This is a genomic window from Rhodococcus sp. C26F, from assembly GCF_053345925.1.
Genome location: NZ_JBKFBA010000027.1, coordinates 29401 through 43791, shown reverse-complemented (window position 1 = coordinate 43791; position 14391 = coordinate 29401). Strand labels below are relative to the sequence as shown.

The 14391-nt window shown below is 67.6% G+C and carries 12 protein-coding genes and 1 pseudogene; 6 read left to right on the top strand and 7 right to left on the bottom strand.

The features are described from left to right. Positions 1-11 precede the first annotated feature (11 nt). Entirely contained in the window at positions 12-569 is a 558-nt protein-coding gene (locus ACLBYD_RS21900; protein WP_447818096.1) for a nuclear transport factor 2 family protein, read from the bottom strand. Then, positions 566-1399, bottom strand: coding sequence for a TauD/TfdA dioxygenase family protein (locus ACLBYD_RS21895; protein ID WP_447818095.1), 834 nt, complete (start codon positions 1397-1399; stop codon positions 566-568). Before ACLBYD_RS21895 ends, ACLBYD_RS21900 begins: the two co-directional genes overlap by 4 nt. A gap of 90 nt (positions 1400-1489) precedes the next feature. Here ACLBYD_RS21895 and ACLBYD_RS21890 point away from each other — a divergent pair, with 90 nt between their 5' ends. Beyond that, positions 1490-2407: a TIGR03564 family F420-dependent LLM class oxidoreductase gene (locus tag ACLBYD_RS21890; RefSeq protein ID WP_447818094.1), complete on the top strand. Its 918-nt coding sequence runs from the start codon at positions 1490-1492 to the stop codon at positions 2405-2407. Between the two features lie 91 nt (positions 2408-2498). On the opposite strand, the gene ipdC is transcribed toward ACLBYD_RS21890, so the two are convergent. The 4 genes and pseudogenes from ipdC to echA20 all read right to left on the bottom strand — a co-directional run bounded on the left by ipdC (position 2499) and on the right by echA20 (position 6004). Continuing rightward, a complete protein-coding gene (ipdC, locus tag ACLBYD_RS21885) occupies positions 2499-3578 on the bottom strand; it encodes a (3aS,4S,5R,7aS)-5-hydroxy-7a-methyl-1-oxo-octahydro-1H-indene-4-carboxyl-CoA dehydrogenase (RefSeq protein WP_447818093.1) in 1080 nt (359 codons plus the stop codon). Continuing rightward, the gene (gene ipdB, locus ACLBYD_RS21880; RefSeq protein ID WP_447818092.1) at positions 3575-4333 is read right to left on the bottom strand and encodes a cholesterol ring-cleaving hydrolase subunit IpdB; all 759 of its coding nucleotides are present in this window, start codon (positions 4331-4333) and stop codon (positions 3575-3577) included. The genes ipdC and ipdB overlap by 4 nt, the downstream gene beginning before the upstream one ends. Then, positions 4330-5208, bottom strand: coding sequence for a cholesterol ring-cleaving hydrolase subunit IpdA (gene ipdA / locus ACLBYD_RS21875; protein ID WP_183070638.1), 879 nt, complete (start codon positions 5206-5208; stop codon positions 4330-4332). The genes ipdB and ipdA overlap by 4 nt, the downstream gene beginning before the upstream one ends. Before the next feature lie 30 nt (positions 5209-5238). Further along, positions 5239-6004: pseudogene (gene echA20, locus ACLBYD_RS21870) on the bottom strand ((7aS)-7a-methyl-1,5-dioxo-2,3,5,6,7,7a-hexahydro-1H-indene-carboxyl-CoA hydrolase). A 124-nt stretch (positions 6005-6128) separates the two neighbouring features. On the opposite strand from echA20, the gene ACLBYD_RS21865 reads away from it, so the two are divergent. Then, positions 6129-7346 carry an acetyl-CoA C-acetyltransferase gene (locus ACLBYD_RS21865; RefSeq protein WP_006550414.1) on the top strand — a complete coding sequence of 406 codons (1218 nt, stop codon included), beginning with the start codon at positions 6129-6131 and terminating at the stop codon, positions 7344-7346. Positions 7347-7418: 72 nt separating this feature from the next. Here ACLBYD_RS21865 and ACLBYD_RS21860 read toward each other — a convergent pair whose 3' ends face one another. Continuing rightward, positions 7419-9098 (bottom strand): class I adenylate-forming enzyme family protein, encoded by a 1680-nt coding sequence (locus tag ACLBYD_RS21860; protein WP_447818091.1) that lies wholly within the window; start codon positions 9096-9098, stop codon positions 7419-7421. 236 nt (positions 9099-9334) lie between these two features. Between ACLBYD_RS21860 and ACLBYD_RS21855 the strand changes: the two genes are divergently transcribed. The 4 genes from ACLBYD_RS21855 to ACLBYD_RS21840 all read left to right on the top strand — a co-directional run bounded on the left by ACLBYD_RS21855 (position 9335) and on the right by ACLBYD_RS21840 (position 14359). After that, on the top strand, positions 9335-10144 hold the full coding sequence (locus ACLBYD_RS21855) for a MaoC/PaaZ C-terminal domain-containing protein (RefSeq protein WP_447818090.1): 810 nt from the start codon (positions 9335-9337) through the stop codon (positions 10142-10144). A gap of 26 nt (positions 10145-10170) precedes the next feature. Continuing rightward, positions 10171-11850 (top strand): AMP-binding protein, encoded by a 1680-nt coding sequence (locus tag ACLBYD_RS21850; RefSeq protein WP_447818089.1) that lies wholly within the window; start codon positions 10171-10173, stop codon positions 11848-11850. 167 nt (positions 11851-12017) lie between these two features. Continuing rightward, on the top strand, positions 12018-13241 hold the full coding sequence (locus tag ACLBYD_RS21845) for a Rieske 2Fe-2S domain-containing protein (protein WP_447818088.1): 1224 nt from the start codon (positions 12018-12020) through the stop codon (positions 13239-13241). A 314-nt stretch (positions 13242-13555) separates the two neighbouring features. Further along, positions 13556-14359, top strand: coding sequence for an SDR family NAD(P)-dependent oxidoreductase (locus tag ACLBYD_RS21840; protein WP_447818087.1), 804 nt, complete (start codon positions 13556-13558; stop codon positions 14357-14359). The last annotated feature ends 32 nt before the right edge of the window (positions 14360-14391 follow it).

Genomic DNA, 14391 nt, shown 5'->3' with positions numbered 1-14391 from the left:
GAACAGTTCGCCTACGCCCACCGGGCGGGTGCCGGCGTGTCCGCGAGCAGGGGGCGTCGATAGGACAGGTCGTCGGTGTCCCGCGTGCCCGTCGGGAAGCCCTGACGGAGGAAGTACGGCGACGCCAGGATCGAGGCGTCGGCGGCCGCGCTCCATTCGACGGTGGATCTGCGGACTGCGATCCGCCACGTGCCGTCGCGCTTCTCGAGCCGGTCGATGTACCGCCCGCTCATCAGCTGGACCGTGCGCGCGTCCGGTCCCAGCAGGCCGACGAGCACATAGCTCTCGCAGTGGGCGGTGTCGCCGTCGATCTCGCAGAGGTGGGTGGTGACGTTGTGGGTGTGTGCCCGTGAGGTGGCGGCGTGCACGGTGTTCGCCCACTGCGCGTAGTCCGGACCGCTGTTGACGGTCGTGCCGTGCTCGTCGATCCCGTCGTCGTGGTAGGTGCTGCAGAGCAGGTCGGCGTCGTGCCGGTCGCATCCGCGAGCATGTGCTGCGATGCAGTCGAGGATGGCGGTGCGGTCGAGGAGGTACCGGACGTCGCGTTGGAGGGCGTCGAGGCCGCTCACGCGACTGCCTCTTCACCGACAAGCGTGGTCCGGTGCATCAACCGAGGAGACGTGGGGGAGTAGGGGACTGCTCGATGCAGCATGCCGGTGTTGTCCCACAGCACCAGATCGCCCGGACGCCAATGGTGCCGGAGCGAGAAGCGCGGTTGTGTGGACCAGGCGAGAAGCCGGGCGACGAGGCGTTGTCCCTTCTCCTCCGGCCACCCCACCACATGGGATGCGGTCGCACCGATCAGCAGCGACTTGCGGCCGTTGCGTCGGGTCCACACGAGCGGATGATCGCGCTCGGGAACTCGCGCCCAGGCTGCTTCCTGCCTTTCGGTCGGGTCCGGGTTCGCGAGCCGCTGTGCGTTCGCGAAGCTGTGGACGACGCGAAGGTTCTCGAACTCCGCTTTGTCCCGGTCGGACAGTGCCTCGTACGCCGCATAGGTGTTCGCGAATTCGGTGTCGCCACCTTCGTCCGACACCCGGAGCGCCGTGAGCAGAGTTCCCTTCTGGGGGATCTCGTCGGTGGCACCGTCGATATGCCAGTGGAAGGTGCCCTGGTTGTACGACGCGAGCACGGTCTCGGCCGGGTCGAGGCTGATGGCCGATACCTCGGGATGATCCTGATGGCCACCCACCGGAGGGACGACGACCTCGCCGAGCATCCTGCTCAACGCCACGAGATCGGCATCGGCGATGCCGGTTTCGTGGAAGACGACGACACCGTATTCGTCGAGGAGTTCACGGCATCGCTCGGCCACGCGTGAATGGTTGAGGGAGCGCCCGTCGACGCCGGAGATCTCGACGCCGATCTTTGCGGAGATCGGCTTGGTATCGGCAAACACGGTGGTCTCCTCTGTCCAGGAAGTAATACTCTCTTTCTGGGAGAGTACTGTTCTCAACGTTGAATGGGAATGCGATTGCGGAGGTGTTCGATGCGAATCGGGCTCACGGGCGGAGCGTCGTCCACGGACAGGATCGTGAAGCAGGCACAGAAGGCGGAGGCCGAGGGATTCACGTCCCTGTGGTTCGCGAGCACCGTCGCGGGCGACCCGCTGGCGGCTCTCGCGGTGGCCGGTCGGGAGACAGGATCGATCGAGCTCGGCACCGCCGTGCTCCAGACCTACCCCTGCCACCCATTACTGCAGGCGAACCGCGCCGCGGCCGTCGCCGAGGCCATGGGCCGGCCGGGATTCACACTCGGGTTGGGACCGTCGCACGAGAGCCTGGTCCGGGACGTCTACGGACTGTCGTACGACACCCCGGGACAGAACACCGAGGAATACATCCGGATCGTCACGGCTCTCCTGCGCGGTGAGGAGGTCGACTTCCAGGGAGAGGACTGGTCCACCCACAGTGCGGGACGGATGGTCTCCGTTGCGCACGAGGTGCCCGTTCTGTTGTCCGCCATGTCGCCGCGGATGCTGCGGGTCGCGGGGGAGTACGCCGACGGGACGGTCCTGTGGATGGCGGCGCCGAAGGTGATCGAATCGCGGATCGCCCCCGCGATCAATGCGGCCGCCGCGCGGGCGGGCCGGCCGGAGCCGCGCATCGTGGCGGGACTGCCCGTCGCGGTCCACGACGACGCGGACGCCGCGCGTGATGCGGTCGCCGCGACCGCCACGTCCTACGCGGGGATGCCCAGCTATCGACGGGTCCTGGAGGAGGCGGGCGCGAGTACCCCGGCGGACATCGCGATCGTCGGCGACGAGGAGTCGGTGCGCCGGCAGCTGCAGGGTTTGCTCGATGCGGGCGTCACCGACGTCTGGGCGGCAATCTTCCCTGTCGGCGACGATCCGCGTGCGTCGCTCCGCCGCACCCGCACTTTCCTGAGTGCGCTCACCACCGAATAGCGGTCGTCGGAACCGACCGAGACCGGTGTTGTTGTCGATTTCTCGCGGAAACTCGACAACAACACCGGTCTCGATCTGCTCGGAATCGGAATCAGGCGGCGGGACGCCCCTGATCGCGCAGGGCGGAGAGGGCATCGATGCGCTCGACTGCCTCGGCGACGATGCGGTCGATCAGCTCCTGGCAGCTCGGCAGGTCGTCGAGCATGCCCACGACCTGACCGGAGGCGAGCACACCGGCGGCGGTGTTGCCCTCCACCAGGCCGGCCTTGAGGAGCATGGGGGTGTTGGCGGCCATGATGATCTGCTGCCAGGTGCGGTCGCTCGCCTTCTTCATGGCGAGGCCGTCCTTGACGATGGTCGACCACTTCATGCCCGTCATCGACTTGAACTTCGTCGCGTTCCGCGCGGCCGCGAGCAGTCCCTTCGCGTAGGTGGACTTCTCGAGGCTGTTCACCAGGTCGGTGTTCAGGACCCGGTGCGGCATGCCGTCGACCTTGAGTGACACCGTGGTGTCCTGCAGTCCCCGCGAAAGGTACTGCTGCTTCACCGAATCGGGAACGGCACTGTCGCTCGTGAGCAGGAACCGAGTGCCCATCGCGATGCCGGCCGCGCCGTAGGACAGCGCGGCGGCCAGACCGCGACCGTCGAAGAAGCCACCGGCGGCGACGACGGGGATGTCGACGGCGTCGAGGACGCTCGGCAGCAGCAGGGTCGTCGCGACGGGACCGGTGTGGCCACCGCCCTCGCCGCCCTGCACGATCACCGCGTCGGCGCCCCACGAGGCGACCTTCACGGCGTGCTTGGCAGCACCGATCGACGGGATCACGACGATGCCGTGATCCTTGAGCTCGGCGATCAGCTCCCTCTTCGGTGCGAGGGCGAACGACGCTACCTTCACCTTCTCGCGGATCAGCAGGTCGATGCGCTCACCGGCGTCCGAGGCGTCGGCGCGGATGTTGACGCCGAACGGCTTGTCGGTCAGCGACTTCGTCTTCGCGACCGCTGCTTCGAGCTCGGGATAGGTCATCGTCGCCGACGCGAGGATGCCGAGACCACCGGCGTTCGACGTCGCGGCGGTGAGCCGCGGGCCGGACACCCAGCCCATGCCCGTCTGGACGATGGGGTGCTCGATGCCCACGAGCTCCGTCAGTGCCGTGCGCAGGGTGCTCACAGTGCGACCTCACGGTCGCGGAGTCCCTTGGGGTCGATCACCTCTCGGATCAGACGCAGTTCCTCGGCGGTGGGTTCGCGGGTCATGCCGGCCTCGTCGAGGCCGGCGACCTCGAAGGAGGTGTTCTCGGCGACGGTCACGGCCTCGACACCCGGGTGCAACGAGAGCGCCCGGAAGCTGTGGCCGGGGCCGCCGAAGTCGAAGACACCGAGGTTGGTGATGACCCGCGCGATGTCCAGGAAGCGGTACGCCGGGTTCTCGGGATCGACCTTGTCGTATCCGACACCCGAGACGATGTCGACCGTGTCGACGAACACGCGCGAGGAGTGCTTGCCGACCCAGTAGCTGGTCGCGTGGTTGATCGTGTTGCCGGGAGCGCCGCGCACACCGAACATCTGGCGCGTCGGCTGCTGGAGCGGACCGAAGGCCGACAGGTTCTGATTGCCGTACCGGTCGATCTGGTTGGCACCCATCACGACGTGACGGCGACCCGACGCGACGACGTCGAACACCTTGCGGAACGGCATCCAGCCTTCGATCGGTGCCTTCGCGCCGAGGGCCGGGACGTCGGCGAGGATGAGTGCTTCACCGTCGGTGATCAGCAGGTCGGGCTCGGTGGTGAGCTTGGCCAGGCGTGCACCGATCTGCGGCAGTGTCGCCATCGGGCTCGCCATGATCTCGCCGGCACCCGAGAAGATGTCGGCGCATGCGATCGCGCAGTACTCGGCGCGGGTCACGGTCTCGGTGGTGGTCATGCCTGCTCCTGTGCGAACTTCTGGACTGCGGCCTGGTAGTCGTCCTCGCTGCCCGAGAGGAAGCGGTCGACGAATGCCTGCCATGCCTCGGGGTCCTTGGCGGACTCGGCGTAGTGGCGCTGGAACTTCTCGTCGCGGCCGTAGCTGTCGCCCGCGAGGGTGAAGTGCGCCCCGTTCGGTGCTTCGACGATCCCGTCGACCATCATGCGGTTGAGTAGGAGCTGCTGGAGTGGAACCTCTTTCACGAGCTGCTCGGTCTCGACGATCTTCTCGACCGAGACGTAGCGTCGTTCGGCGGCCATGCAGTAGAGGTCGTCGAAGTACGGGTCGACACCCTGGTAGCCGGCGTTGCCGTGCTTGTCGCCGATGTTGAGGTGCACGAACGCCGCGTCGAGGTTCAGCGCCGGCATGGCGATGAGGGTCTCGGTGCCGTCCGGACCGGGATACGGCGAGGTGACGGTCTTCAGTTCGCCTTCCCAGAAGTCGACGACGGCCGAGCCCAGGCCTGCGCGGATGGGCAGGAACGGCAGGCGTGCCGCGGCAGCCTCCAGGCCGCACTTGATCATGCCCTCGTCCATCTCGCGGGCGACGATCTCGCCGCCCGTACGGGCCTTGGCGAACCACGGATCGTAGAACGGTGCCGAGTCGAGCGAGACGAATCCGTAGTAGGCCTTCTTCACCTTGCCCGCCGAGCACAGCAGACCCAGATCGGGGCCGCCGTAGGTGACGACGGTCAGATCCTTCACGTCCGAGCGGAGGATCGCCCGCACGAGGGCCATGGGCTTGCGGCGCGACCCCCAGCCACCGAGGCCGATGGTCATTCCGCTGCGCAGCTCGCCGACCACGTCGTCGAGCGACATTCTCTTGTCACGCATGGTGTTCCGAACTCCTGGTGGTGTGAGGCGTCAGCTGTTGCTGCGCGGCTTTCCTGTTGCGACGAACTCGTCGCGGTGCTCGTCGGCGATGCCGGCGAGATTCAGCTCGAAGGTGAAACCCTGCTCGAGGCGGTAGCTCGTCTTCACGTCGACGGGGTCGATGCGGTTGATGGCTTCCTTCGCACGGCGGATGACGCGGGTGTCCTTCGCGGCGATCATCTCGGCGACCTCGCGTGCGGTGGCGTCGAGTTCGCTGCGCGGCACGACCTTGTACACCGAGCCGAAGTGCTCGAGCTGCTGCGCGGTGACGTTCTGCGCCGTGTAGTAGAGGGTGCGCATCATGTGCTGGGGGACGAGGCGCGCGAGATGCGTTGCGGCGCCGAGTGCACCGCGGTCGACCTCGGGCAGGCCGAAGACGGCGTCGTCGGNCGGAGGCGACGATGACGTCCGCGTTGCCGACGAGGCCGATGCCGCCTCCGACGCAGAAGCCGTTGACGGCGACGATCACCGGTACCTCGCAGTCGTAGACGGCGGCGAATGCCGCGGCACACCCGTGGTTGGCGGCGATCAGGGCGTCGAACCCTTCGGTGGCCTGCATTTCCTTGATGTCCACACCCGCGTTGAAGCCTCTGCCCTCGGCGCGCAGGATCACCGCGTGGGTGTCGAGACTGCGCCCGGCCGTGGTCACGGCCTCGGCCAGGTCGAACCAGGCCTGTGAGGGGAGAGCGTTCACGGGCGGGAAGTCGACGGTGACCGTGGTGATACCGGCGCTGTCGGAGGTCGAGGTGATGCCCATGGCATGTTCCTAACGTCTGTACCAAACCAAGCGATTGCTTGGTAAGTTAGCACAGGATAGCCGCCGGACCCAGAGGGTCGAAGGGCCGTAGGGTCGAAGTACGACCGATCATCGAGGAGAGAAGATGCCCGAAGCAGTAATCGTGTCCGCAGTACGGTCGCCGATCGGGCGAGCACGCAAGGGCTCGCTCGCGTCGATCCGCCCGGACGACCTGGCGACCCAGATGGTCGCCGCAGCGCTCGCGAAGGTCCCCGATCTCGATCCCACCGAGATCGACGACCTCATGCTCGGCTGCGGCCAGCCCGCCGGACAGTCCGGCTTCAACATCGCCCGCGTGGTCGCGGTGCAGCTCGGCTACGACTTCCTTCCCGGCGTGACCGTCAACCGGTACTGCTCGTCGTCGCTGCAGACCACCCGCATGGCGCTGCACGCCATCAAGGCCGGCGAGGGCGACGTGTTCGTCTCCGCCGGCGTCGAATCGGTGTCGAGCTTCGTGACCGGCAACGCCGACGGCCTGCCCGACACCAAGAACCCGCTGTTCGACGACGCCCAGGCGCGTACCGCCAAGCTCGCCGAAGGCGGAGTGCCGTGGACCGACCCGCGCACCGAGGGCCTGCTCCCCGACGTCTACGTCGCGATGGGACAGACCGCCGAGAACGTCGCGTCCCACACCGGCATCTCGCGCGAGGACCAGGACCGCTGGGGAGTGCGCTCGCACAACCGCGCCGAGGAAGCCATCAAGAGCGGCTTCTTCGAGCGGGAGATCACCCCGGTGACCCTCGCCGACGGCACGGTCGTCAGCACCGACGACGGTCCGCGTCCGGGCACCAACTACGAGGCCGTCAGTCAGCTCAAGCCGGTCTTCCGCCCGGACGGCACGGTGACCGCCGGCAACGCGTGCCCGCTCAACGACGGTGCGGCCGCTCTGGTGATCATGTCCGACACGAAGGCGAAGGAACTCGGGCTGACCCCGCTCGCGCGCATCGTCTCCACCGGTGTCTCGGGCCTGTCGCCGGAGATCATGGGCCTCGGACCGATCGACGCGACCCGCAAGGCTCTCGCCAACGCGAACATGGGCATCGACGACATCGACCTGTTCGAGATCAACGAGGCGTTCGCCGTGCAGGTGCTCGGCTCGGCGCGTGAGCTGAAGATCGACGAGGACAAGCTCAACGTCTCCGGTGGCGCGATCGCCCTCGGTCACCCCTTCGGCATGACCGGTGCCCGCATCACCGCGACACTCATCAACAACCTGCAGACCCACGACAAGCAGTTCGGCGTCGAGACGATGTGCGTCGGCGGCGGCCAGGGCATGGCGATGGTGCTCGAGCGGTTGAGCTGAGCGAATTCCGTTCGGGTGGGCCGGACTCCGGTCCGGTCCACCCGGCGGCGCGCGTGAGGGGGATGCGTGCGGCTACCAGGGTCCGGACGTGTCGCGCCAGCCCTTGCGGATGATCTTCCCGGTCGCGTTGCGCGGCAACATCTCACGGGTCAGCGTCCACTGCGTCGGTACCTTGAAGTACGCGAGCCGCTCGGAGGCGAAAGTCGTCAGTTCCTCGGCGGTGACCGAACGGCCTTCGGCGAGCACGACCACCGCGGCGACCTCCTGCCCCCACTCGGGGTGCGGCGCGCCGGTGACCATGCACTCGCGCACTGCGGGGTGCTGCGACAGCACGCCCTCGACCTCCGAGGGGTAGACGCTCTCGCCGTTCTGTTCGATGAGATCGGCCCGCCTGCCCACCAATCGCAACCGGCCGTTCTCGACGACGCCGAAATCTCCTGTGCGCAACCAGCGGTCGGGAGTGATCGCCTCGGCCGTCGCGGCCTCGTCGTCCCAATAGCCCAACATGACGAACGGGCTGCGCACACACACCTCGCCCACCTGGCCGTCGGGGAGCCATGCGCCCGTCCGGTCCCGGATCTCCAGGCTCACCGTGATGATCGGTGCCCCCACCGTGCCCGGATACTCTTCGAGTTCCGCGGCGGAGGCCACGGCGATCGACGTGCTGCACTCGGTGATGGTGTAACTGTCGACCATCGCGTGCTTGCCGAACGGGAGCCCTTCGCGCAGGCGCTGTTTGAACTCCGGCGTCGACGGCTCCGAGGACAACGTGAAGCGGTTCAGGGAGGTCAGGTCGTAGCGGTCGAGATCCTCGTCCTCGAGCATCCGCGCCGCCATCGACGGCACGGCCATCCAGTGCGTCACCTGCTCCGCCTCGATGAGCTCGAGCACCGGACGCACACCGAACCAGCCCTGGTTCATCACCACGGTGCTGCCGGTCGCCAGGCGCGGAACGATCGTGTTGTGCAGGCTCGTGATGTGGAACAGCGACGACGTCAGCAGGTACCGCGAATCCGACGGCACCGACCGCTCGTACGCGGCCCCCGTCCAGATCGTCGCGATCGCGTCGAGGTACCGGTGGTAGTCGACCACTGCCAGCAGATTCCGCTGCGAGTGCAACGCACCCTTCGGATCCCCGCTCGTGCCCGAGGTGTACAGGAGGACGGCCGGATCGTCCTCGGCGACCCTCGGGGGCGGCGGCTGCGCGCCGTCGAATTCGGCGATGAGGCGCGGCAGATCCTCCTCGATCGACAGCACCACCGTCTGCGCACGGTCGATGCCGGCCACGGCCGCAGCACGCGGACCGTCGACGAAGAGCACCCGGGGCCGCGAATGACGGATACCGAATTCGAGTTCCGGTTGCACCCACCACGCGTTCAGGCCCACCGAGATCGCACCGAGGGCCTGCGTCGCCCAGAAGGCGGTGACCCACTCGGGCCGGTTCGCCGACAGGATCGCGACCCGGTCGCCCACGCCCACCCCGTACCGCTCGTGGAGCGCCGCGGCGAGGGCGTACGACATGCGCGCGTTCCGGGCGAAGGTGATCCGCTGATCGGTCGTGACCAGATACTCGCGGTCGCCCCAGGCGAGGGACTGCGAGAGCAGATCCGCCACGGCGACGTCGCGTCTGCGCATGACGGGCATCTCGGTGCCCAGGACGTCCTGCACGACGATCTCGAACTCGCCGCCCGGACCGGTGAGTCGCGATACCAGCTGATCGAGGAAATGGGAGGGATCGGAGGGGATGGTCATCGCCTGTATCCCACCGGTGCCCCTGCACGCTTCACGAACGTCCCCTCCTCCATCGAGTGCGTACCGCCAGAATCTCACGACGGGTCACCCCGACTCCGAATGTACCGGTGAGTGGGACGGGCGGTGACGGTCACCATCGCTCTCCCTAGCCTGTGACCTGGGCGTCTGTGGAAAAGCGAGGTCCTGTCTCCGTCGGGCCGCCGCCCGGCGCCCCTGTGAGAAAGGACCGAAGACGAATGACCGCAACGACGTCGACGCCCGCGCAGTGGCGAGGCCACGACCTGGGTGCCCGCACGATCCGCTACGACGAGCGGGACGCGATCCTGTACGCGCTCGCGGTGGGCGCCGGCGCGGCGGACCTCGATCTCGTGTTCGAGGACCGGCTGCGGGTGTTGCCGACGTTCGCCCTGACGCTGGCCCAGTGGGCACCGGATGCGCTCGGTGCGCTCGGTGCCTTCGACACGGCCACCGCGCTCCACGGTTCCCAGAGCCTCGAGGTGCTCGCACCGTTGCCACGCTCCGGGGAGATCGCGATGTCGGCGCGCGTCGGTGAGGTCTGGGACAAGGGCCGGGCAGCGGTCTTCGAGGTCGTCGTCGAGAGCGAGTTCTTCGTCGCGACGTGGTCGTTGTTCGCACCGGGAGCGGGAGGTTTCGGCGGCGAGCGCGGACCGTCGGCGCCGTCCGCACCGGAGGGGGATGCCGACGTGGTCGGCACGCTCGCCACCCGCGCCGACCAGGCGGCGCTTTACCGGCTGACCGGCGACCGGCACCACATCCACATCGATCCCGAGGCTGCAGCGCGAATCGGGCAACCCCGCCCCATCCTGCACGGCCTGTGCACGCTGGCGGCCGCGACCCTGCCTCTGGCCGACATGCTCGGGGCGCACCCCGCCGACCTGAAGACGTTGTTCGGGCGGTTCGCGGCCCCCGTCTTCCCCGGTGATGCGGCACAGGTCCGCGCCTGGGGTGACGCAGTGGACGTCCGGTTCGACGTCGTCACGGCGACCGGCGCCGTCCTGTCCGGCGGTCGCGCCGTTTTTGCTTGATCGCCACAACCGTCTGGAGGAAAGACTTGGACACGTTCGCAGAAGTAGTGCGCGCTCGTCACGGTGACCCGAAGGTAGGGTTGCGTTTCGAGGACCAGCAGTGGACCTGGGGCGAGGTGGTTCAGGAAAGCGCCGATCGTGCCGCCGCGATCGTCGCGACCGTGCCTGCTCCCGCAGATCGGCAGCGCCACATCGGGGTGCTGCTCGAGAACGTCCCGGACTTCGTCTTCTGGATGGGCGCCGGTGCCCTGGCCGGAGCAGCCGTCGTGGGCATCAACGCCAGCCGCAGCGGCCCCGAGATCGCCCGCGACATCGCGCACGCGGACATCGACCTCGTCGTCACCGAATCCCGCCTCGCCCATCTGCTCGAGGACACCGGCCACGGACTGCCGGCCGACCGCATCCTCGACATCGACGGCGATCGCTACGCGGAGTTCCTCGCGCCGTTCCGCGGCGCGGATCTGCCGGAGACGATCCCGTCCACCGACGACATCGCATTGTTGCTGTTCAGTTCCGGTTCCACCGGCGCTCCGAAGGCCGTGATCGTCGGCCAGGGCCGGCTCGCGCGCCTCCTCGGTACGCTCACCGAACGTGTTGGCATGCGCGAGGATTCGGTCGCCTATCTGTGCATGCCGCTCTTCCACGGAAACGCACTCATGCTCAACCTCGGCACGGCCATGCGGGCCGGCGCGACCGTCTGCCTGATCCGGAGGTTCTCCGCGAGCCGGTTCTCCGACGACATCCACCGCTACGGCGCCACTTTCGTCAACTACGTGGGCCGGGCCCTGTCGTACATCCTCAGCCGGCCGGAAGACCCCCGCGACCGCGCGAGCACCCTCGAACTCGCGTTCGGCACCGAGGCATCCGAAGCCGACGTGGCCCGCTTTTCCGAACGCTTCGGCTGCACGGTCGTCGAAGGCTACGGGATGAGCGAAGGCGTCTTCCGCATCAACCGCACCCCCGACACCCCGACCGGATCGCTCGGGGTCGCCGTCGGAGGCGTCGATGTCCGGATCCTCGACGAGGACACCGGGCAGGAGTGCCCCCGCGCCCGTTTCGACGAGACCGGTCGCCTCCTCAACAGTGACGCCGTCGGACAGATCGTCGCGTGCGGTGCCGCCCACACCTTCGAGGGCTACTACAAGAATCCCGAGGCGATGGCCGATCGGGTCAAGGGCGACGACTTCTGGTCGGGGGACCTCGGGTACCGCGACGAGAACGGCTTCTTCTACTTCGCCGGAAGATCCTCCGACTGGCTTCGCGTCGACAGCGAGAACTTCTCCGCCACTCCCGTCGAGCGCATCATCCTGCGGGTGCCGGGCATCCTGTCCGCCCCGGTCTTCGCCGTGCCCGATCCCACGACCGGGGATCAGGTCATGTGCGCCGTCGAACTCGAGCCCGGCGCGGAGTTCGACCCGGCGGTGTTCGGGGCGACCCTCGCCGAGCAGCCCGACATGGGAGACAAGTGGTGGCCGCGATTCGTGCGCGTCACCGCGCAGATCCCGCTGACGGGCAGCAACAAGGTGAACAAGGCCCCGCTGCGGGCGGTTGCGTGGAGCACCCCCGACACGGTCTACGTGCGTGTCGGACGGACCTCCGAGTACGTCCTGCTCGACGACGCGGAACGCACGCGCATCGAGCGGGAGTTCGTGGCCAACGGCCGGGCGGCCCTGTTGCCGACCACCGAACCTGCGCCGGTTGCATGATCGCGGTCCGGCCCGGTCTCACGACATCGGAAGGTCTCGACCAGTGAGATGTCCTCATCAGGGGTGATACCGATCACCTAGCGTTTCGGTCGTATCGCGACGGAATGCTCCAGCGGACTCCGCCGCCTGACCTCCTCAACGCTTCCCTCCCGAAAGGACGGACGACCGTGAGCATCGGCACTTCCGAACAATCCGAGATCCGCGAGATCGTCGCCGGGTCGGCTCCCGCCCGCTTCGCCCGGGGCTGGCACTGCCTCGGCCTGTCGAAGGACTTCAAGGACGGCAAGCCGCACTCGATCGAGGCCTTCGGGACCAAGCTCGTGGTGTGGGCCGACAGCAACGACGAGATCAAGATCCTCGACGCGTACTGCCGGCACATGGGCGGGGACCTCAGCCGGGGCACCGTCAAGGGCGACGAGATCGCGTGTCCCTTCCACGATTGGCGCTGGGGCGGCAACGGTCGCTGCAAGAACATCCCGTATGCGCGGCGAGTTCCTCCGATCGCGAAGACCCGCGCATGGCACACCCTCGATCAGGACGGCATGCTCTTCGTGTGGCACGACCCGCAAGGGAACCCGCCGCCGGCCGACGTGACCATCCCGCGCATCGAAGGTGCGACGAGCGACGAGTGGACCGACTGGGTCTGGTACACCACCGAGGTCGACACGAACTGCCGGGAGATCATCGACAACATCGTCGACATGGCGCACTTCTTCTACGTGCACTACTCCTTCCCGGTCTACTTCAAGAACGTCTTCGAAGGCCACGTGGCCAGCCAGTTCATGCGTGGTCAGGCTCGTATGGACGCTCGTCCGCACGCGGACGGACAGCCGAAGATGCTCGGAAGCCGCTCCGACGCGAGCTACTTCGGACCGTCCTTCATGATCGACGATCTCGTCTACCAGTACGAGGGTTACGACGTCGAGTCGGTCCTCATCAACTGCCACTACCCGGTCTCCCAGGACAAGTTCGTCCTGATGTACGGCATGATCGTCAAGAAGTCCGATCGCCTCGAAGGCGAGCAGGCCCTGCAGACCGCCCAGCAGTTCGGGAACTTCATCGCGAAGGGCTTCGAACAGGACATCGAGATCTGGCGGAACAAGACCCGCATCGACAACCCGCTCCTGTGCGAGGAGGACGGCCCCGTCTACCAGCTGCGACGCTGGTACGAGCAGTTCTACGTCGACGTCGAGGACGTCGAGCCGGCGATGACCGACCGCTTCGAGTTCGAGATGGACACCACCCGTCCGGTGGCCGCGTGGATGAAGGAGGTCGAGGAGAACATCGCCCGCAACGCCGCCCTCGAAGAACAGGCCGGCGCTGCGGAGCAGTCTGGCAGCGGCGCTGCGGAGCAGCCGGGCAGCGCGCAGCAGCCCACCACGGCGGGGTAGGAGCGAAGAACATGCAGAACCGGATGGAACCGTTGCGGTGCGGCGAATGCGCCGCGCAGGTGCTCGTCCAGAAGAACAGCTGGGAGCACACGTCCATCCAGTGGAACACCGACGCGCACCGTCGTTGTCCCGTCGTCCGGGACGACGACGGGCGCNCCGCCCCGGTGCGCCCCGGATGTCGTGCACGCACCTCGACGCCGCGATCGCCAAGGCGGCCGCCTCGGGAGTCATCGAGGTCTTCGACGACACCCCGATCCGAGCCCCCATCGTGCAGTGACCTCTTCAGCTTCCGACTACCTCCCGAAGGACCAGTGATGACCGAAACCCTCGATCTCGACCGCTCGTACTACGGCCCGTGGGCCGTCGTCGCCGGGGGCTCCGAAGGCGTCGGCGCGGCATTCGCCGACGAATTGAGCCGCGCGGGTTTCGATCTCGTGCTCATCGCGCGTAAGCCGGGCCCGTTGGAGGAGACGGCGGACAAGGCACGGAGCAACGGCGTGCAGGTGCGCACCCTCGCGCTGGATCTGCTCGACGACGATGCCGTGGAAGAGATCCGCAAGGCGACCGAGGACATCGAGGTCGGCCTGTTCATCTTCAACGCCGGCGCGAACAGCTACGGCCACGAGTTCGTCACCGGCGACCTCGACGGGTTCCGCGGCGTGATCGAACTCAACGTCCACCGGCAGATCGAGTTGTCGCACCTGTTCGGTGGACCGATGAAAGAGCGCGGGCGCGGCGGCATCATGCTGCTCGGGTCGCTCTCCGGCTACATGGGTGCTGAACACCAGAGCATCTACGCGGCCTCGAAGGCGTTCAGCCGCGTCTTCGCCGAAAGTCTGTGGCTCGAGCTCGCACCGCACGGCGTGCACGTGGTCGAACTCGTACTCGGTGTCACCCGCACCCCGGCGATGGTGCGCGCGGGCCTGAACTTCGACATCCCGGGGATGCTCGTCGCCGAGCCGGAGGACGTCGCACGTGAGGGTCTCGAGCACCTCCAGGACGGCCCGGTGTGGGTCGCCGGCGGCAACTACGAAGCTGCGGTCAAGCGCAGTGGCTTCCCGCGGAACAAGCTCGTCGAGGGCGCGGCAGCAGCGATGCGGGCCCTGCTGAACCGCTGATCCGCAGATCCCACCTACTCGTCCCCGGGTGC

What these genes read in the sequence shown, in the direction of transcription:
- ACLBYD_RS21890 (WP_447818094.1), top strand. Translation starts at nt 1,490, where the DNA reads ATGCGAATCGGGCTCACGGGCGGAGCGTCGTCCACGGACAGGATCGTG.
- ipdB (WP_447818092.1), bottom strand. Translation starts at nt 4,333, where the DNA reads ATGACCACCACCGAGACCGTGACCCGCGCCGAGTACTGCGCGATCGCA.
- ipdA (WP_183070638.1), bottom strand. Translation starts at nt 5,208, where the DNA reads ATGCGTGACAAGAGAATGTCGCTCGACGACGTGGTCGGCGAGCTGCGC.
- ACLBYD_RS21865 (WP_006550414.1), top strand. Translation starts at nt 6,129, where the DNA reads ATGCCCGAAGCAGTAATCGTGTCCGCAGTACGGTCGCCGATCGGGCGA.
- ACLBYD_RS21860 (WP_447818091.1), bottom strand. Translation starts at nt 9,098, where the DNA reads ATGACCATCCCCTCCGATCCCTCCCATTTCCTCGATCAGCTGGTATCG.
- ACLBYD_RS21855 (WP_447818090.1), top strand. Translation starts at nt 9,335, where the DNA reads ATGACCGCAACGACGTCGACGCCCGCGCAGTGGCGAGGCCACGACCTG.
- ACLBYD_RS21840 (WP_447818087.1), top strand. Translation starts at nt 13,556, where the DNA reads ATGACCGAAACCCTCGATCTCGACCGCTCGTACTACGGCCCGTGGGCC.